Annotated in this window: 17 protein-coding genes; 4 read left to right on the forward strand and 13 right to left on the reverse strand. The window is 55.4% G+C overall.

Annotated features, from left to right (window positions below; all coding sequences use genetic code 11):
* Positions 1-15: 15 nt before the first annotated feature.
* From odhB to sdhC, 6 genes are all read right to left on the reverse strand, one after another.
* On the reverse strand, positions 16-1,242 hold the full coding sequence (gene odhB, locus ACMVME_RS12440; protein ID WP_025204653.1) for a 2-oxoglutarate dehydrogenase complex dihydrolipoyllysine-residue succinyltransferase: 1,227 nt from the start codon (positions 1,240-1,242) through the stop codon (positions 16-18).
* 14 nt (positions 1,243-1,256) lie between these two features.
* Complete coding sequence (gene sucA / locus ACMVME_RS12445) at positions 1,257-4,064, reverse strand: 2-oxoglutarate dehydrogenase E1 component (RefSeq protein WP_014169171.1); 2,808 nt, start codon at positions 4,062-4,064, stop codon at positions 1,257-1,259.
* Positions 4,065-4,290: 226 nt separating this feature from the next.
* Positions 4,291-5,007, reverse strand: a complete 717-nt coding sequence (gene sdhB, locus ACMVME_RS12450) for a succinate dehydrogenase iron-sulfur subunit SdhB (protein WP_014169170.1) — start codon at positions 5,005-5,007, stop codon at positions 4,291-4,293.
* 15 nt (positions 5,008-5,022) lie between these two features.
* On the reverse strand, positions 5,023-6,789 hold the full coding sequence (gene sdhA / locus ACMVME_RS12455; RefSeq protein ID WP_014883036.1) for a succinate dehydrogenase flavoprotein subunit: 1,767 nt from the start codon (positions 6,787-6,789) through the stop codon (positions 5,023-5,025).
* A complete protein-coding gene (gene sdhD, locus ACMVME_RS12460; protein ID WP_010428702.1) occupies positions 6,789-7,136 on the reverse strand; it encodes a succinate dehydrogenase membrane anchor subunit in 348 nt (115 codons plus the stop codon). The genes sdhA and sdhD overlap by 1 nt, the downstream gene beginning before the upstream one ends.
* Positions 7,130-7,534 carry a succinate dehydrogenase cytochrome b556 subunit gene (sdhC, locus tag ACMVME_RS12465; protein ID WP_025204654.1) on the reverse strand — a complete coding sequence of 135 codons (405 nt, stop codon included), beginning with the start codon at positions 7,532-7,534 and terminating at the stop codon, positions 7,130-7,132. The genes sdhD and sdhC overlap by 7 nt, the downstream gene beginning before the upstream one ends.
* 641 nt (positions 7,535-8,175) lie before the next feature.
* Between sdhC and ACMVME_RS12470 the strand changes: the two genes are divergently transcribed.
* Positions 8,176-9,459, forward strand: a complete 1,284-nt coding sequence (locus tag ACMVME_RS12470) for a citrate synthase (protein ID WP_014169167.1) — start codon at positions 8,176-8,178, stop codon at positions 9,457-9,459.
* 100 nt (positions 9,460-9,559) lie between these two features.
* Here ACMVME_RS12470 and nei read toward each other — a convergent pair whose 3' ends face one another.
* The 7 genes from nei to ACMVME_RS12505 all read right to left on the reverse strand — a co-directional run bounded on the left by nei (position 9,560) and on the right by ACMVME_RS12505 (position 15,480).
* Entirely contained in the window at positions 9,560-10,351 is a 792-nt protein-coding gene (nei, locus tag ACMVME_RS12475) for an endonuclease VIII (RefSeq protein WP_047743903.1), read from the reverse strand.
* Positions 10,352-10,372: 21 nt separating this feature from the next.
* Positions 10,373-11,110 carry a 5-oxoprolinase subunit PxpA gene (gene pxpA, locus ACMVME_RS12480; protein ID WP_068795100.1) on the reverse strand — a complete coding sequence of 246 codons (738 nt, stop codon included), beginning with the start codon at positions 11,108-11,110 and terminating at the stop codon, positions 10,373-10,375.
* Positions 11,097-12,029: a 5-oxoprolinase subunit PxpC gene (pxpC, locus tag ACMVME_RS12485; protein ID WP_032677695.1), complete on the reverse strand. Its 933-nt coding sequence runs from the start codon at positions 12,027-12,029 to the stop codon at positions 11,097-11,099. Before pxpC ends, pxpA begins: the two co-directional genes overlap by 14 nt.
* The gene (pxpB, locus tag ACMVME_RS12490; RefSeq protein ID WP_014169163.1) at positions 12,023-12,679 is read right to left on the reverse strand and encodes a 5-oxoprolinase subunit PxpB; all 657 of its coding nucleotides are present in this window, start codon (positions 12,677-12,679) and stop codon (positions 12,023-12,025) included. Before pxpB ends, pxpC begins: the two co-directional genes overlap by 7 nt.
* A gap of 14 nt (positions 12,680-12,693) precedes the next feature.
* Positions 12,694-13,437: a type 2 GTP cyclohydrolase I gene (locus ACMVME_RS12495; protein ID WP_020884971.1), complete on the reverse strand. Its 744-nt coding sequence runs from the start codon at positions 13,435-13,437 to the stop codon at positions 12,694-12,696.
* A gap of 10 nt (positions 13,438-13,447) precedes the next feature.
* Positions 13,448-14,860 carry a deoxyribodipyrimidine photo-lyase gene (phrB, locus tag ACMVME_RS12500; RefSeq protein ID WP_068795101.1) on the reverse strand — a complete coding sequence of 471 codons (1,413 nt, stop codon included), beginning with the start codon at positions 14,858-14,860 and terminating at the stop codon, positions 13,448-13,450.
* Between the two features lie 413 nt (positions 14,861-15,273).
* Positions 15,274-15,480 (reverse strand): YbfA family protein, encoded by a 207-nt coding sequence (locus ACMVME_RS12505; protein ID WP_068795102.1) that lies wholly within the window; start codon positions 15,478-15,480, stop codon positions 15,274-15,276.
* Between the two features lie 307 nt (positions 15,481-15,787).
* Between ACMVME_RS12505 and kdpF the strand changes: the two genes are divergently transcribed.
* From kdpF to kdpB, 3 genes are read left to right on the forward strand one after another with little or no spacing between them, the layout of a single operon-like run.
* Entirely contained in the window at positions 15,788-15,877 is a 90-nt protein-coding gene (gene kdpF / locus ACMVME_RS12510) for a K(+)-transporting ATPase subunit F (RefSeq protein WP_015386886.1), read from the forward strand.
* Positions 15,877-17,556: a potassium-transporting ATPase subunit KdpA gene (gene kdpA, locus ACMVME_RS12515; RefSeq protein ID WP_040016943.1), complete on the forward strand. Its 1,680-nt coding sequence runs from the start codon at positions 15,877-15,879 to the stop codon at positions 17,554-17,556. The genes kdpF and kdpA overlap by 1 nt, the downstream gene beginning before the upstream one ends.
* A gap of 18 nt (positions 17,557-17,574) precedes the next feature.
* Complete coding sequence (kdpB, locus tag ACMVME_RS12520) at positions 17,575-19,623, forward strand: potassium-transporting ATPase subunit KdpB (RefSeq protein WP_014169157.1); 2,049 nt, start codon at positions 17,575-17,577, stop codon at positions 19,621-19,623.
* The last annotated feature ends 2 nt before the right edge of the window (positions 19,624-19,625 follow it).

Consider the following 19,625-nt stretch of genomic DNA (forward strand, 5'->3'; position numbering starts at 1 on the left):
GCAAGACTGCTAAAACTAGACGTCCAGCAGCAGACGCGTTGGATCTTCCAGCAGCTCTTTAATGGCCACCAGGAAGCCCACGGACTCGCGGCCGTCGATCAGACGGTGATCGTAAGAGAGTGCCAGATACATCATTGGCAGGATCTCAACTTTGCCGTCTACCGCCATTGGACGATCTTTAATGGCATGCATACCCAGGATCGCGCTCTGCGGCGGGTTGATGATCGGGGTAGACATCAGTGAACCGAAAACGCCGCCGTTGGTAATGGTGAAGTTACCGCCGGTCAGATCGTCTACGGTCAGCTTGCCGTCGCGACCTTTTACAGCCAGCTCTTTAATCTTTTTCTCGATGTCAGCCATACCCAGAGTATCGACATCACGCAGAACAGGGGTAACCAGACCACGTGGCGTAGAGACTGCCATGCTGACGTCGAAGTAGTTGTGGTAAACCACGTCATCGCCATCGATAGAGGCGTTAACTTCCGGGTAGCGTTTCAGCGCTTCAACAACCGCTTTCACGTAGAAGGACATAAAGCCCAGACGGATACCGTGACGTTTTTCAAACGCGTCACCGTACTGCTTACGCAGGTCCATGATTGGCTTCATATTCACTTCGTTGAAGGTGGTCAGCATCGCGGTGGAGTTTTTCGCTTCCAGCAGACGCTCAGCCACACGCTTACGCAGGCGAGTCATCGGCACGCGTTTTTCGCTACGGGCACCCAGCGCAGGTTGTGCTGCCGGTGCCGCTGCCGCTGCTGGCGCTTTAGCTTCTGCCTGGGCAGGGGCTTTCGCCAGATGCTTCTCGATATCTTCACGGGTCAGACGACCACCGACACCGGTGCCTTTAATGGCAGCCGCATCCAGGTTGTGCTCGGCCAGCAGGCGACGGATCGCCGGGCTGAGCGCGTCGTTAGTCTGCTCTTCCAGAGAGGCCTGCTGACGCTGGGCTGGGGTAGACGCTTTTTCGTCAGACTTCGCGCTGGACTCTTTGCCCGCGCTGTTGCCTTCACGCAGGCGACCCAGGATCTGACGGGAGGTTACGGTTGTCCCTTCGTCTTCCAGGACTGCATCCAGAATGCCATCCGCTGAAGCCGGTACTTCCAGTACCACTTTGTCAGTTTCGATTTCTACCAGCACTTCATCGCGCTTAACGCTATCGCCCGGTTTTTTGTGCCAGGTGGCGACGGTCGCATCTGCTACGGACTCAGGCAGGTCGGGAACAAGAATATCTACGCTACTCATTATGTATCCTTTAATTAATCGACGTTCAGCGCGTCATTGACCAGATCTTGTTGCTGCTTCTGGTGAACGGACATATACCCTACCGCCGGAGAGGCGGAGGCCGGGCGACCTGCATAACGCAGGGCAGACCCAAATGGAATGACTTCACGGAAATGATGCTGACTGCAGTACCAGGCGCCCTGGTTGAGCGGCTCTTCCTGGCACCAGACAAAATCATGCACGTGAGCATACGGTTTCAACGCTTCCTGCACCGCCTGGTGCGGGAATGGATAAAGCTGTTCGATACGCACGATGGCGACATCTTTCTGGTCGTTCTTACGGCGCTGTTCCAGCAGGTCGTAATAAACCTTACCAGAACACATCACAACACGCTTAACGGCCTGCGGATCCAGTTCGTCAACCTCACCGATGGCAGGCAGGAAGGTGCCGTTAGCCAGTTCGTCCAGGCTGGACACCGCCAGCGGGTGGCGCAGCAGGGATTTTGGCGACATGACCACCAGCGGACGGCGCATACCGCGCAGCGCCTGACGACGCAGCATGTGGTAGACCTGAGCCGGGGTGGACGGCACGCAGACCTGCATGTTCTGCTCAGCACAGAGCTGCAGATAACGTTCCAGACGGGCGGAGGAGTGCTCCGGACCCTGACCTTCGTAACCGTGTGGCAGCAGCATCACCAGGCCACACATACGGCCCCATTTCTGCTCGCCGGACGAGATGAACTGGTCGATAACGACCTGGGCACCGTTGGCGAAGTCACCGAACTGCGCTTCCCAGATAGTCAGGGTGCGCGGTTCCGCAGTGGCGTAGCCGTATTCGAATGCCAGTACCGCTTCTTCAGACAGGACGGAGTCCCATACCTTGAACTGACCCTGACCGTTATGGACATGCTGCAGCGGAGTATAGGTTGAACCGTTAGTCTGGTTGTGAACAACCGCGTGACGGTGGAAGAAGGTGCCACGGCCCGCATCTTCACCGGACAGACGAACAGGAATGCCTTCATCAACCAGCGTTGCGTAAGCCAGTGTTTCCGCCCCGCCCCAGTCGAACAGCTTCTCGCCCGCCGCCATTGATTGACGGTCAGCATAAATTTTCGCTACGCGAGACTGCATCTCGATAGCGTCTGGTACGGTGCTGATACGTTTAGCCAGCTCCTGCAGGCGCTTCATCTCTACCTTATTCGGGTAGCTCTCATCCCACTCGTGGTTGAGGTACGGCGACCAGGTAAAGGAGTGCATGTTCATCGGGCGCAGCTCTTTCACTACGCATTCACCCGCATCCAGCGCGTCGCGGTAGAGGTTGACCATTTCGGTCGCATCTTCCAGCGTCGTCACGTTGTCGCCTTCCAGCTTGTCAGCATAGATTTTGCGTGGCGTCGGGTGTTTTTTGATTTTCTGATACATCAGCGGCTGCGTTGCACTTGGCTCGTCAGCTTCGTTGTGGCCATGACGGCGGTAGCAGAACAGGTCGATGAACACATCGCGTTTGAAGGTGTTACGGTAGTCCAGCGCCAGACGGGTAACGAACGCCACGGCTTCAGGGTCATCCGCGTTAACGTGGAAGATTGGCGCCTGAACCATCTTACCGATGTCGGTGCAGTACGGGGTAGAACGCGCATCCAGTGGGTTAGAGGTCGTGAAGCCCACCTGGTTGTTGATAACAATGCGAACGGTACCGCCCACTTCGTAACCACGTGCTTTGGACATGTTCAGCGTTTCCTGAACCACGCCCTGCCCTGTGACTGCCGCGTCACCGTGAATGGTGATTGGCAGAACTTTGTTGCTGCTCGGCTCGTCCAGACGATCCAGACGCGCACGCACAGAACCGATAACCACCGGGCTCACGATTTCCAGGTGTGACGGGTTAAACGCCAGCGCCAGGTGAACCAGACCGCCTTCGGTTTCGATATCAGACGAGAAGCCCATGTGGTACTTCACGTCACCGGTGCCGAGGTGTTCTTTATGTTTGCCCGCGAATTCGTCGAACAGGTCCTGCGGTTTTTTACCCAGCACGTTGACCAGTACGTTCAGACGACCGCGGTGCGCCATACCCAGCACCACTTCACGGGTACCACTTTTTCCCGCGTGGCGAATCAGCTCTTTCAGCATAGGTACCAGCGCGTCGCCGCCTTCCAGCGAGAAGCGTTTCGCACCCGGGAATTTCGCGCCCAGATAGCGTTCAAGGCCTTCTGCTGCGGTCAGTTCGCTGAGGAAGCGTTTTTTCTCTTCAGCAGAGAAATTCGCGTGGCCCGCCACAGATTCGATGCGCTGCTGGATCCAGCGTTTCTCTTCTGTAGAGGTGATGTGCATATATTCCGCGCCGATGGAGCCGCAGTAGGTTTGCTTGAGCGCGTCAATCAGCTCGCCCAACTTCATCGTGTCTTTGCCGATGGCAAAGGAACCTACGTTAAAGCTTTCCTGGAAATCGGCCTCGGTCAGATCGTGATACGCCGGATCGAGATCCGCCACACGATCTTGTTTCCACAGTCCCAGCGGATCGAGATTCGCATGCTGGTGACCACGGAAGCGATAAGCGTTGATAAGCTGCAGGACTTTAACCTGCTTCGCATTGGTGTCAGGGTCGGAAATCGCAGAAGAGTAACGTGAGGCATCCTTCGCCAGACGACGGAAATAATCACGTGTTTTGGAATGGAATTGATCCGGTTTGACTCCAGTGCCAGGTAACTGCTGGAACATGGAACGCCAGTTTGCGTCCACTGAGTCAGGATCGGTTAAGAAGTCTTCATAGAGCTGTTCTATCCAGCTCTGGTTTGAACCAGAGAGGTAAGAAGAGTCCAGCCAGGCTTTCATTGCGCCGTTCTGCATCGTGATCCCTTAAGCATTTTTATGCTTACTTTCGCCGTAGAAACTACCACGTACAACACGTACGTGCCGGGGTTCACCTGCGAGCTCTTATGTTGTCTTGGGCTCGCGAAGGAACCTTTAAAAACTGTCTGCACCTCGGGGCAGTTTTTAGAGGTTTCCTACATTTTATCCCCTCTCCTGTCAGGAGAGGGTCAGGGTGAGGGGAACAACGCTCCCCTCCTGTTACTTATGCACTGCGCTGCAGCAGCATCGACTTAATATGGCCGATGGCGCGCGTCGGGTTCAGCCCCTTAGGACATACACTGACGCAGTTCATGATGCTATGGCAGCGGAATACGCTGAAAGCATCACTCAGTCCTTCCAGACGACTGTCGGTTTCGGTGTCGCGGCTATCGATCAGGAAGCGATAGGCAGCCAGCAGACCGGCCGGGCCGATAAACTTGTCCGGGTTCCACCAGAACGACGGGCAAGAGGTCGAGCAACATGCACAGAGAATACACTCGTACAAACCATCGAGTTTTTCACGCTGCTCAGGAGACTGTAAGTGCTCACGAGCCGGTGGATTTTGCCCATTATTCAATAAGTAAGGCTTAATCTTCTCATATTGTGCATAGAATTGCCCCATGTCTACCACCAAATCACGAACGACTGGCAGACCAGGCAAAGGACGGATAACAATTTTCTGACCCGCGCGCTGCAACGCTGAAATTGGCGTGATGCAGGCCAGACCATTTTTACCGTTCATGTTCACACCGTCAGAGCCACAAACGCCTTCACGGCATGAGCGACGAAACGACAGTGTCGGATCTTTTTCTTTCAGCTGGATTAAGGCATCCAGCAGCATCATGTCACGGCCTTCTTCCGCTTCCAGGGTGTAATCCTGCATACGCGGAGCATCATCTACATCCGGGTTATAACGATAAACTGAGAATTCGAGTTTCATTATCCTGTCTCCGCATTAGTAAGTACGAATCTTCGGCGGGAACGCCGGACGCAGTTTCGGTTCCATATTGACGCTACGACGCGTCATGGATTCCGACTCTGGCAGATACAGGGAATGGCACAGCCAGTTTTCATCGTCACGATCCGGGAAGTCGAAGCGGCTATGCGCGCCACGGCTCTCGGTACGGAAGTTTGCCGACATCGCGGTAGCGAACGCCGTTTCCATCAGGTTATCCAGCTCCAGACACTCAACGCGCTGGGTATTGAACTCGCTGGACGTGTCGTCCAGACGGGCATTTTTCAGACGCTCGCGGATCGCTTTCAGCTGCTCAAGACCTTTGGCCATCGCATCCCCTTCACGGAATACCGAGAAGTTGTGCTGCATACATTCCTGCAGCGCTTTGCGGATTTCCACCGGATCTTCACCATTACGGTTGCCGTTCCAGCGGTTCAGACGCTCAAGCGACGCATCAATTTCATCGTCGGTGGCATCACGCAGCGCACCCTGCTCGGCAATAGACTCTTGCAGATGCAGACCTACCGCACGACCAAATACCACCAGGTCAAGCAGGGAGTTCCCGCCCAGACGGTTTGCACCGTGTACGGATACGCAGGCAATTTCACCGACGGCAAACAGGCCCGGGATAACAACGTCTTCACCCTGCTCGTTCACGGTCAGCGCCTGGCCGGTCACTTTGGTCGGAATACCGCCCATCATGTAGTGACAGGTTGGGATTACCGGGATAGGCTCTTTCACTGGATCGACGTGCGCGAAGGTACGAGACAGCTCCAGAATGCCTGGCAGACGTGATTCCAGAACCTCTTTACCCAGATGGTCGAGTTTCAGCTTCGCGTGTGGACCCCATGGGCCGTCACAGCCGCGGCCTTCACGGATTTCGATCATGATGGAACGCGCCACCACGTCACGACCCGCCAGGTCTTTCGCATTCGGGGCATAACGCTCCATGAAGCGCTCGCCGTGTTTGTTCAGCAGGTAACCCCCTTCACCACGGCAGCCTTCTGTTACCAGCACGCCAGCACCGGCGATGCCGGTTGGGTGGAACTGCCACATTTCCATATCCTGCACCGGTACGCCGGCGCGGATAGCCATACCTACGCCGTCACCGGTGTTGATGTGGGCGTTAGTGGTAGATTGATAAATACGGCCTGCACCGCCGGTCGCCAGCACGGTAGCACGCGCTTTGAAGTAGACCACTTCACCGGTTTCAATACACAGGGCAGTACACCCCACAACGGCGCCATCGGCGTTTTTCACCAGATCCAGCGCATACCACTCGGAGAAAATAGTCGTGTGGTTTTTCAGGTTCTGTTGATAAAGCGTGTGCAGCAGTGCGTGACCGGTACGGTCAGCCGCAGCTGCGGTACGTGCCGCCTGCTCGCCGCCGAAGTTTTTCGACTGGCCGCCAAACGGACGCTGATAAATGGTGCCATTTTCCAGACGGGAGAACGGCAGACCCATGTGGTCCAGCTCCAGAATCGCTTCCGGGCCAGTCTTACACATATATTCGATAGCATCCTGGTCGCCGATGTAGTCGGAACCTTTGACCGTGTCATACATGTGCCATTCCCAGTTATCTTCATGGGAATTGCCCAGCGCAACGGTAATACCGCCCTGCGCGGAGACAGTGTGGGAACGGGTCGGGAAGACTTTAGAGAGCAGCGCACAGGTCTGGCCGCTCTGGGAAATTTGCAGTGCTGCACGCATACCTGCGCCACCAGCACCAATCACAACAGCATCAAATTCTCTGACTGGCAGTTTCATTACACACCCCACACCACAACGAATCCATAAATAACGTAAACCACCAGTGCAACGACAATGACCAGCTGCAGAGGAAGGCGAATCGCCAGTGGTTTAACGTAATCGGTCAACACCTGCCACATACCAATCCAGGCATGAATAAGGATGGAGAACAGAGCCAGCAGGGTGAACACTTTGGTGAAGGCAGATCCGAAGAACCCACTCCAGATTTCCCACGTCAGCGTGCCGCTGGTCGCGAAGAAACCAATCATATAGATGATATAAAGGGTGAGAACGATGGCGGTAGCACGGACCAGAATGAAGTCATGTACGCCGTTGCGTCCTAATGCGGAGGCGTTGCTTACCATACGAGAACTCCTGCGAGAAGTGAAAGCACGACAGTCAATACAAATGAAATATTAGCGGAGCGTTTACCGGCTTCGAAAGTCTCTTCCAGGTAGCCAAAGTCCATCAGCATATGACGAATGCCCACGACAACGTGGTACGCCAGCGCAGTCAGAATGCCCCACATGATAAATTTCACGAAGAAGCTGTTCATGATGGCAGAGGCCTGGAGGAATCCTTCAGGAGAAGAGAGGCTGGTACCCAGTAACCACAGCAGAATGCCGACCGCCACAAACGTAATCACACCAGAAACGCGGTGCAGAATGGACGCTATTGCTGTTACAGGGAACCGGATCGTTTTGAGATCCAGATTGACAGGTCTTTGTTTTTTCACATTTCTTATCATGAATAACGCCCACATGCTGTTCTTATTGTTTCCTTCCTCCGGACTGCGATGCGGGTCAGACAGCGTTCCTTTTCTATAACTGCGCGTCATGCAAAACATTGCTTCCAAATGCTAAAACGACACGTTACAACGCTGGGTGGCTCGGGATTGCAGGGTGTTCCGGAGACCTGGCGGCAGTATAGGCCGTTCACAAAATCATTACAATTAACCTACATACAGTTTGTCGGGTTTTCTCTGGAACAGTGATCAGGGTCACGATAACAACATCTTTTTAATTTTTAATCATCTGATTTGACAAATGTTAAACAATATTGTTACAAACGTCATCAGAAAAGGCATATAATGCGCAAAAGTTATGAGGTCTCACTTTCACCTGACAAATAGTTATGTAACAGTGTGATGGTATTGACCGAAGTTATCAGGACAGTTATTAGTGATATACAGGTTTGAATAATTCGGACTGCGAAGACACTGATTTGCTGTTGTTTCACTGATTTTTCATGTTTTTACCTGCAAGGCGCCATAGCTCTGTACCCTGGTTTCTCCTCGTGAGCTGAGCGGTAAGCCAAATAACAAACTGGTAACGGTGAGAAATCAGCAGAATGCAAATCCGGTAATTGGCAGTCTTAAGCAATAAGGCGCTAAGGAGACCGTAAATGGCTGATACAAAGGCAACGCTCACCCTAAATGGTGACACTGCTGTTGAACTGGATGTGCTAAAAGGCACGCTCGGTCAGGATGTTATTGATATCCGTACGCTGGGTTCTAAAGGTGTATTCACCTTCGACCCTGGATTTACCTCTACCGCATCTTGCGAATCCAAAATCACCTTCATTGATGGTGACGAAGGTATCCTGCTCCATCGCGGCTTCCCCATCGATCAGTTAGCCACCGAATCCAACTATCTGGAAGTGTGCTACATCCTGCTGAACGGCGAAAAACCGACGCAGGCACAATACGATGAATTCAAAACCACCGTCACCCGTCACACTATGATTCATGAGCAGATTACTCGTCTGTTCCATGCTTTCCGTCGTGATTCTCACCCAATGGCGGTGATGTGCGGTATTACCGGCGCGCTGGCAGCGTTCTACCACGACTCGCTGGACGTGAATAATCCACGTCACCGCGATATCGCGGCGTTCCGCCTGCTGTCCAAAATGCCGACAATGGCAGCGATGTGTTACAAATACTCCATCGGCCAGCCGTTTGTTTATCCACGTAACGACCTCTCCTACGCCGGTAACTTCCTGCGCATGATGTTCTCCACACCGTGTGAAGAGTACGAAGTGAACCCGGTACTGGAACGTGCGATGGACCGTATTCTGATCCTGCACGCCGACCACGAACAGAACGCCTCCACCTCCACCGTCCGTACCGCAGGCTCTTCAGGCGCGAACCCGTTCGCCTGTATCGCTGCGGGTATCGCCTCCCTGTGGGGACCGGCGCACGGCGGCGCGAACGAAGCGGCACTGAAGATGCTGGAAGAGATCAGCTCCGTTGAGCACATTCCTGAATTCGTGCGTCGCGCGAAAGACAAGAATGACTCCTTCCGTCTGATGGGCTTCGGTCACCGTGTGTACAAAAACTACGACCCACGCGCTACCGTTATGCGTGAAACATGCCACGAAGTGCTGAAAGAGCTGGGTACAAAAGACGACCTGCTGGAAGTGGCGATGGAGCTTGAGCACATCGCGCTGAACGACCCGTACTTCATCGAGAAGAAACTCTACCCGAACGTCGATTTCTACTCTGGCATTATTCTGAAAGCGATGGGCATTCCGTCTTCCATGTTCACCGTGATCTTCGCCATGGCACGTACCGTTGGCTGGATTGCGCACTGGAACGAAATGCACAGCGAAGGCATGAAAATCGCCCGTCCTCGTCAGCTGTATACTGGCTACGAGCAGCGTGATTTTAAGTCTGACATCAAACGCTGATGTTAACGGGGTGTGGCCTGATGTCCTCACCCCATCCCTCTCTTACTCCGAGAGAGTGAAGACATTAAAAACGGTAACCCCCTGGGTTACCGTTTTCATTTTACTTCTGGCAGTGCGGACACCAGTAAAACGGTCTCGATGACAGCGTGGTTTTCGCAATTAACCCGCCGCACCGCTCACACGCCTTCCCTTCACGATGAAACACCTTAAAGCGGAACAATGCCCCATGGTGCTTGTTGTCATCCACCACGCCACGCGTGTTGTACGACAGGCGCGGGATATCCAGCAGTGCGTGGGATAACGCCTCCAGCTGTTCATCACTGAGTTGCGATGCCTTATGCTGCGCCGCCAGGCCCACCTCCCAGAGGATCTCCACCCGCAGGTAATTTCCTAATCCAGCCAGAAACGCCTGATCGAGCAACAGTCCGGAAAACTGTCGGTTACGAAACCGAGGTGACACCAGACGGGCTTTCACCTCGCCCGGGGTCAGGCTCATATCCAGCACATCCGGCCCGACGCGCTGCAGGAACGGGTGAGTGAGCAGCTGCTCTGGCGTTAACATTTCGATATCGGATGCGCTGTAGAGCAGAATCGCGTTGTCTGCCGTCTGTAGCCTGACGCGCAGCACGCGGGTTGTTTGCGGCTGCTCGTTTGCCTTCACCACGCGCCAAACGCCGTACAGCTGATTATGGCTATATAACGTCAGGTTATGGGAGAAATGCGTGAGCAGCGCTTTGCCGCGCGTTTCAATGTGCGTCACCGTCTGCCCCACCAGCTGGGCTTCAAACGGTTTCAGTTGAGGAAAAGCAAACCAGACATCCGTCAGCGGTTTGCCCTTTATCGCCGCCTCGAGGCTATCCGCTGCACGGCGGATCTCCGGGCCTTCAGGCATTTTTCTGTCCTTATCGTTATGTCATGCACTCACGAGAATACCCTGCTCCGCAAAGGCCGCCCGTAAGCGGCGTGCAAACTGCAGCGCATGCTCACCATCGCCGTGTAAACACACCGTATCCGCCCGGACTCTGGCCGTTGAACCATCAATTGCCTTTACCGAGCCCTCACATACCATCGCCAGCGTTTGCGCCAGCGCCTGTGATTCATCGGTAATAAGCGCACCGGGCAGTGAACGGGGAACCAGGCTGCCGTCCGGCTGGTACCCTCTGTCAGCAAAAACTTCCTGACGGGTGGTTAACCCCAGCCGCTGTCCCGCACGAATAAGCTCGCTCCCCGCCAGCCCCACCAGGATGAGCTGCGGGTTGCAGTCCCGCACCGCGCGGGCAATGGCATCCGCGAGAGCCGGATCTTTGGCCGCCTGATTGTAGAGCATGCCGTGGGGTTTCACATGGCGCAGCACGCCCTGCTGGGAACGCACAATCGCCTCCAGCGCGCCCGTTTGATAGAGCGTCTGGGCATACACCGTCTCAGGAGGGAGATCCATTGCCGTGCGGCCAAAATTATCCCTGTCAGGAAAACTGGGATGTGCCCCTATCGCCACGCCGTGCTTAATCGCATTACGCACGCTGACCAGCATGGTTTGCGCGTCACCCGCATGAAACCCACAGGCAATATTGACCGAAGAGACCAGCGTCATCAGTTCAGCATCGGCACTTCCGCCCTCACCCAGATCGGCGTTTAAATCAATCTTTGCCATCGAGCCTCCATGCCAGTTGTTCCAGATAACGCTGCTGATCCTGGCGTGCCTTCAGCGCCTCCTCCAGCGAACATTGCACAAAATGAATCGGCTGTCCGAGAGGAATTTGCGCCAGATGGTAGCGATCCGCTTCAATGATGCAGGCAATACGCGGGTATCCCCCCGTGGTTTGCGCATCGTTCATCAGCACGATCGGCTGACCGTTACCCGGTACCTGAATAACGCCAGGCAATAAACCGTGTGAGAGCAATTCCCGATCTGTCGTACGGGTCAATGGCTGCCCCTGCAGGCGGTATCCCATACGGTTACTTTGCGGGCTGATCTTCCACGGCGAACGCCAGAACGTCTCCTGAGCGACTTCATCGAACTCCTGATATTCCGGCCCCGGTAAGGCACGGATCTGGTTGGTCCATAACAGCTGTTTTACCCCCTGGGCCGTCGAGAAGTGGCGCGTTGAGGGTTTAACCGCCAGACGATCGCCGTCACGCAGCAGGCGCCCTTCATGACCGCCAATGCCGGCTTTCTGATCGGTACTGGATGAACCCAGCACCTCTGGCACATCAATCCCTCCTGCGACCGCAAGATAGCTTCGCACGCCGTGCACAGGACGTTTGAGGGTCAGACGCTGCCCGGCTTTCGCTCGCAGCCGCCAGCCTGTCCAGACCGCTTTGCCATCCAGCTCGGCGTCACAGGCGGCCCCGGTTAAGGCAAACCAGGTCTCCTCGCCGAATTCAATCACACACTGGCCAAGCGTAATTTCGAGTGCCGCCGTGCTGCCAGGGTTGCCCACCAGCACGTTTGCAATCTCAAGCGCAGGCCTGTCCAGCGCACCACAGTAGCTCACGCCCGACTGGCGCATGCCAAAGCGGCCGGCATCCTGCACGGACGTGTAAAGCCCGGCGCGAATCAGCGTTAACATACCCCCTCCTTCTGCGGGATAAAGCGCAGGGTATCGCCGGGACGGAGGAGTATGGGAACCTCCTGCCCTGGTTCAAATAACGGCCTGGACGTATGCCCGATAAGCTGCCAGCCACCCGGTGACGTCAGAGGATAAATGCCGGTCTGCTCACCCCCGATAGCCACCGTGCCCGCCGGCACGCTCAGGCGGGGTTCGGCGCGACGCGGCGTATGCAATTGCGGTGAGAGCCCCCCCAGATAGGGGAAGCCCGGCTGGAAACCTAAGAACCAGACCACGTAATCAACGCAGGCGTGCAATTCAACCACCTGCTTTTCCGTTAATCCGCAGTGTTCCGCCACCACGCCAAGATCGGGTCCATGCTCGCCGCCATACACCACCGGGATCTCAATTGTCCGGGAATCCGGCTCCAGCGCCTCGCTCTCTTCCCACCAGCGCTGCAAACGTTCAATAGCATCCAGCGCCAGCGTATGCGGATTACGCAGCACCACGGTGATGTTATTCATACCCGGAATCGCTTCAACCACTTCAGGCACATCGGCCAGGCGCTGCGTTAGCCGCCAGATACGCTTTTGCGTGGCAAGGGTCACTGGCGGTTCCAGCTCCAGAACCACTGCCGTTTCCCCCAGAAGATAACAACGCGCTCGCTGCACTCAGATACCTCTCATCAGGCCGGGTTAGGGATATCAATAAACGTGACATCCAGATCGGTATTTTCGGTCAGCCATTCACTGAGGGCGCGAATTCCGCCACGCTCGGTGGCATGGTGACCTGCCGCGTAAAAATGCAGACCTTGTTCACGCGCCGAATGGACGGTCTGCTCGGACACTTCTCCAGTGATGAAGGCATCGACACCAAAGCGTGCCGCACTATCAATAAAGCCCTGACCACCACCAGTACACCAGGCAACCCGTTTCACCGTGTCCGGACCGGTGTCACCGCACCAGAGCGGACGGCGTCCCAGACGCGCTTCAATCCATGAGGCCAGCTCCAGGCCGGGCACCGGCATGGCCAGCTCTCCCCAGGGCACCAGCGGCTCAATTTCACCCATGACGGTAATCCCCAACAGCTGCGCGAGCTGTACGTTATTGCCCAGCTCCGGGTGCGCATCCAGCGGCAGATGGTAACCGTACAGGTTGATATCATTTGCCAGCAGCGTTTTCAGGCGGTTTCGCTTCATACCGCGAATGATCGGTGCTTCGTTTTTCCAGAAATAACCGTGATGGACAATAACGGCATCCGCTTCCTGACGGACGGCTTCGTCCAGCAGCGCCTGGCTTGCCGTCACGCCAGTGATAATTTTCTGCACCGTTTCGCGTCCTTCAACCTGGAGGCCGTTCGGGCCGTAATCGCTGAAGGAGGCGCTGTTCAGTTTTTCGTTAATCAGGCTTTCCAGTTCGCTGTTTTTCATCATCACTCTCTTAAGCTTTGCGGGCGGCCTCGTACGCCGCCAGCGTGGCGACACGCGCCTGTTTATGGTCAACAATCGGACGGGGATAATCGAGCTTCACGCCCTGTTTATCCGCCCATGCCCACGGGTCGTGGATCGCTTTTGCAGGGACATTGCTCAGCGCGGGTAACCAGCGGCGGATAAACTCGCCGTCTGCATCAAATTTTTGTCCCTGCGTGGCAGGATTAAAAATACGGAAATAGGGCGCGGCGTCGGTTCCGGTGGACGCCGCCCACTGCCAGCCGCCGTTATTCGCCGCCAGATCGCCATCGATCAGCTGAGAAATAAAATACCGCTCCCCGACACGCCAGTCGATAAGCAGATCTTTCACCAGGAAGCTGGCAGTAATCATTCGCAGCCGGTTGTGCATCCATCCGGTTTCATTGAGCTGGCGCATCGCGGCATCAACAATCGGGAAACCCGTTTCGCCTTTCTGCCAGGCCTGTAAGTGGCTCTCGTTGTGTTGCCATTTTACGTTATCAGTCCAGGGTATAAACGGTCGATGCTTACATAAATCAGGGTGATACGTCATCAAATGGCGATAAAATTCGCGCCAGATAAGTTCGTTAAGCCAGACGGAGCCGGGGCCCCCGTCCAGTGCCTGTGGTTGTTCCGCCAGAAGACGATGCAGGCACTGGCGCGGAGAGAGCACGCCCAGCGCCAGACAGGCCGATAAACGGCTGGTGCCCTCAGTCGCGGGAAAATCCCTGCGCGCGTCGTAATCGCCAGCCCCCGCTTTACAAAACTGGCGCAGCTTCGCGATAGCGTTTTTTTCGGTAGCCGGGAACAGAATCTCATCAAACGCCTGTTGCGGATAGTCAAACTCCCGCTCGGGTATCTCCGTTATGGCGTCTCCCCTCACGGTGGGTGCAGCCACGCATTCTGGCAGTGCCTCCTTCAGTCTTTTAATGAAGGCATTTTTAAACGGCGTAAAGACTTTATACATCTCGTGGTTGCCGGTCATGACACTGCCCGGCGGCAGCATGACGCTGTCATCAAAACCCTGACACTCTACATCCTGCAGGATTTTCTCCAGCTGACGATCCCGCTGACGTTCATTGAATTCGTACTGATAGTTGTAAAAAAGGTGCGTGACATCGTACTGCTCACAGATTGCCTGCACGGCCTGGCATTGTGCGGAGAAGTCACTGACCTCTTTATAAATGAGCGGGATCCCTTTTTCGGCAAGCGAACACTGCAAGCCATTCAGATGTGAGCTGAGGTAAGCCGCCTGGCGTGGTGCCATAGCATGCTGCTGCCACTGCCCGGGGGTGGCGATAAACACCGCCAGCACGCGGGCTTCCGGGGAGCGGCAGGCAGCCGCAAGGGCGAGATTGTCATGTACGCGCAGGTCCGCGCGAAACCAAACCAGATGGGTGGGCATAAAACTCCTGGCAATTATCCATTATGTCCGTAAGGCCATGCCACTAAAGAGAAAATGCGGCTGGCTTTTATCTACTTTGCCATGAAGTGTAGACGCGATGAAATAAAAAAGGCCGCCCGGGGCGGCCTTAACGCTACGTGTCCTGCGCCATCATGGTAAAAGCAATAAACAGTGTCGGTTCATCACGTCTTACCACGAGTACGCTGGCGACAATGAACGCAATGCAAAAAGAGCGTTTCATCATGCGGTCCCTGCTGCTAACCGCTCCACCGTTCACCACCGGTGATAAGTCGGTGGACACACGCTCTGACGAGAGCCCAAAAACGGCCCAACGGACCGCGGATCCTGAGGGATAAAAAAAACCGCCACATTGCTGTAGGCGGTTTTTTTTATTGCTGTGTGTCGTCTTTGTATCAGTAAAAATCGCAGGTCGCTTTCTCGGCCTGATCCATCCACACCGGCTTCTCGCTGGTTTTGGCCCAGACGCGGTGCAAATAGCTATAAAAACGTGCGCGGTCTTTCCAGAAGAGCATCATCGGCAGGGCCAGCACGCCAGCCACTACGGCGAAAGTGCGACGCATGAAAACGATATGAGCCGGATACGCTTTATAAAGATCCATATTTTCTCCCCTATAGTTGGCCGGAAACATGCTCCGGAAAATTTGAAATCTGTGATCTGGCTAAAATAATACCGCTTTGTTTGTAATTTTACTACTCATCAGACCAGTTATTTTCATCCATTTAGTGAATATTTACATTTCCGCCGTAAGTAAGTTACAAAAAAGTTAACGATTTACTTACCAATAGTTAAATTGTGCCTTTTCCATTTTTATACTTTTTTTACACCCACCCTGCCGATTTTTGCGAAATCTTTGCGCCATAAATCCTACCGTTAACACAAATACAAATGTCACTCGGAGGTGGATTGTGAGTGCAGGTCTGATTACCGGCATCGTGCTGGTGTTCCTGTTATTGGGTTATCTGGTCTACGCCCTGATTAATGCGGAGGCCTTCTGATGGCTGCTCAGGCGTTTTTACTTATAGCCAGCTTTTTACTGGTCTTAATGGTGCTTGCCAGACCGCTGGGAACGGGGCTCGCGCGGCTGATCAACAACGTGTCCTTACCGGGTACGGGAAGTATCGAAAAAGGGATCTGGCGCGTACTGGGAATACGCGATCAGGAGATGAACTGGCGTCAGTATCTGGTCGCTATTCTGCTGCTGAATATTGTTGGGCTGGTCGCGCTCTTTGTCATGCTGATGTTGCAGGGTAGCCTGCCGCTGAACCCGCAACAGTTACCGGGCCTGTCCTGGCATCTTGCGCTGAATACGGCCGTCAGCTTTGTCACCAATACCAACTGGCAATCCTACGCCGGCGAAACCACGCTGAGCTACTTCAGCCAGATGGTGGGATTAACCGTACAAAATTTCCTCTCAGCAGCCAGCGGCATCGCGGTTGTCTTCGCGCTGACGCGTGCGTTTGCACGTCAGAATATGGGTACGCTGGGCAATGCCTGGGTTGATCTCACGCGCATTACTCTGTGGGTCTTACTTCCGATTGCTCTGCTAATCGCGCTGTTCTTTATTCAGCAAGGTACGCTGCAAAACCTGCTGCCTTACGCGCCTTATACCTCGCTTGAAGGGGCAAAACAGCTTCTGCCGATGGGGCCTGTGGCCTCACAGGAAGCCATTAAGATGCTCGGTACGAATGGTGGCGGTTTCTTCAATGCCAACTCATCGCATCCGTTTGAAAACCCAACGGCACTGACCAACGCAGTGCAAATGCTGGCGATCTTCCTGATCCCCGCAGCGCTGTGCTTTGCTTTTGGCGATGTGGTGAACGATCGTCGTCAGGGCCGCACCCTGCTCTGGACCATGTCGCTCATCTTTGTCGTCTGTGTTGCGCTGGTGATGTGGGCCGAATGGCAAGGTAACCCGCATTTCCTGACGCTGGGCGCTGACGGCACCATGAATATGGAAGGGAAAGAGAGCCGCTTTGGCATTCTCGCCAGCAGCCTTTATGCCGTGGTCACGACGGCGGCATCCTGCGGGGCGGTCAATGCTATGCACGACTCCTTCACGGCACTGGGCGGCATGATCCCGATGTGGCTGATGCAGATCGGCGAAGTGGTTTTCGGCGGCGTAGGCTCGGGGCTTTACGGCATGCTGCTGTTTGTTCTGCTGGCGGTGTTCATTGCGGGTCTGATGATTGGTCGCACCCCGGAATATCTGGGCAAAAAAATCGATGTCCGTGAGATGAAGTTAACCGCGCTGGCGATTCTGGTCACCCCTGCCCTCGTGCTGGCGGGTACCGCACTGGCACTGATGACGGAGGCCGGACGCAGCGGCATCTTCAACCCTGGCATCCACGGCTTTAGCGAAGTGCTTTATGCCGTCTCTTCTGCTTCTAACAATAACGGTAGTGCCTTCGCAGGCTTAAGCGCTAACTCACCGTTCTGGAACTGTCTGCTGGCGTTCTGCATGTTCGTGGGCCGTTTCGGGGTCATTGTGCCGGTGCTGGCGATTGCCGGGTCGCTGGTGAGCAAAAAAATTCAACCGACCACCAGCGGGACGTTGCCGACCCACGGCGCGCTGTTTATCGGACTGCTGGCCGGTACCGTGCTGCTGGTCGGCGCCCTGACCTTTATCCCCGCCCTCGCGTTAGGCCCGGTCGCGGAATACCTCTCTTTACGCTGATTTTGCGGAGAATTTGTCATGAGTCGTAAACAAATGGCCCTGTTTGAACCTTCGTTAGTTCGACAGGCCCTCATGGATGCGGTGAAAAAGTTGAGCCCGCGCGTGCAGTGGCACAACCCGGTGATGTTTATCGTCTGGATAGGGAGTTTACTCACCACCGCGCTGGCGATTGCCATGGGAACGGGTCATCTGCAGGGGAATGCGATGTTCACCGGCGCTATCAGCCTGTGGCTGTGGTTCACCGTACTGTTTGCCAACTTTGCGGAAGCGCTGGCGGAAGGCCGCAGCAAAGCGCAGGCCAATAGCCTCAAAGGGGTGAAAAAGACCGCTTTTGCGCGCAAATTACGCGAACCGAAATACGGTGCCCAGATGGACCATGTCCCGGCAGATGAACTGCGTAAAGGTGACGTGGTGCTGGTCGAAGCCGGGGACATTATCCCCTGCGACGGTGAAGTCATCGAAGGCGGCGCGTCGGTAGATGAAAGTGCCATCACCGGGGAATCCGCTCCCGTCATACGTGAATCCGGGGGTGATTTCGCCTCCGTGACGGGCGGGACACGCATTCTCTCCGACTGGCTGGTGATCCAGTGTAGCGTCAACCCGGGTGAAACCTTCCTTGACCGTATGATTGCCATGGTGGAAGGCGCGCAGCGTCGTAAAACACCAAACGAAATTGCCCTGACCATCCTGCTGGTGGCGTTGACGATTGTCTTTTTACTGGCAACCGCCACGTTGTGGCCATTCTCCGCTTACGGCGGTACCGCGGTCACCACCACCGTCCTGGTGGCGCTGCTGGTCTGCCTGATCCCGACCACCATCGGGGGGCTGCTGTCGGCCATCGGCGTGGCCGGTATGAGCCGTATGCTGGGCGCGAACGTCATCGCGACCAGCGGACGTGCGGTAGAGGCCGCAGGGGATGTAGACGTTCTGCTGCTGGATAAAACCGGGACAATTACCCTCGGTAACCGCCAGGCGTCAGAGTTCTTACCTGCCCCCGGCGTGGATGAAAAAACGCTGGCGGATGCGGCGCAACTCTCTTCGCTCGCCGATGAAACGCCGGAAGGCCGCAGTATCGTGATCCTCGCCAAGCAGCGCTTTAACCTGCGCCAGCGCGACGTTCAGAGTCTCCATGCGACTTTCGTTCCCTTCACGGCACAAACCCGAATGAGCGGCATCAACATTCAGGACCGCATGATCCGTAAAGGCTCCGTCGACGCAATTCGTCGCCACATTGAAGCCAACAATGGTCATTTCCCACCAGAAGTGGACAACCTGGTCGAGAGCGTGGCACGTCAGGGCGCGACGCCGCTGGTGGTGGCTGAAGGGGCACATGTGCTGGGGGTGATTTCGCTGAAGGATATCGTAAAAGGCGGGATCAAAGAGCGCTTTGCCCAGCTGCGGAAAATGGGGATCAAAACGGTGATGATCACCGGGGACAACCGTCTGACCGCCGCCGCGATTGCTGCCGAAGCAGGCGTGGATGATTTTCTCTCGGAGGCAACGCCTGAAGCCAAGCTGGCGTTAATTCGTCAGTATCAGGCGGAAGGCCGCCTGGTGGCGATGACGGGTGATGGCACCAACGATGCCCCAGCCCTTGCGCAGGCCGACGTGGCGGTGGCCATGAACTCCGGTACCCAGGCGGCGAAAGAGGCGGGCAACATGGTCGACCTCGACTCGAACCCGACCAAGCTGATTGAAGTTGTGCACATCGGTAAGCAGATGCTGATGACGCGCGGTTCACTGACAACGTTCAGTATCGCCAACGACGTCGCAAAATACTTTGCCATCATTCCCGCGGCGTTTGCGGCCACCTATCCGCAGCTTAATGCGCTGAACGTGATGCATCTGCACTCGCCAGCATCAGCCATTCTCAGTGCGGTTATTTTTAACGCCCTGATTATTGTCTTCCTGATCCCGCTGGCGCTCAAAGGGGTGAGCTATAAACCGCTGACCGCGGCCGCCATGCTGCGCCGCAACCTGTGGATTTACGGGCTGGGTGGGCTGATTGTCCCCTTCATCGGTATCAAGGTTATCGACCTGCTGTTGACGCTGTTTGGGCTGGTTTAAAA

This window comes from Enterobacter cloacae complex sp. 2024EL-00711 (genome assembly GCF_047529885.1).
In the GTDB taxonomy this organism is placed as follows: domain Bacteria; phylum Pseudomonadota; class Gammaproteobacteria; order Enterobacterales; family Enterobacteriaceae; genus Enterobacter; species Enterobacter ludwigii.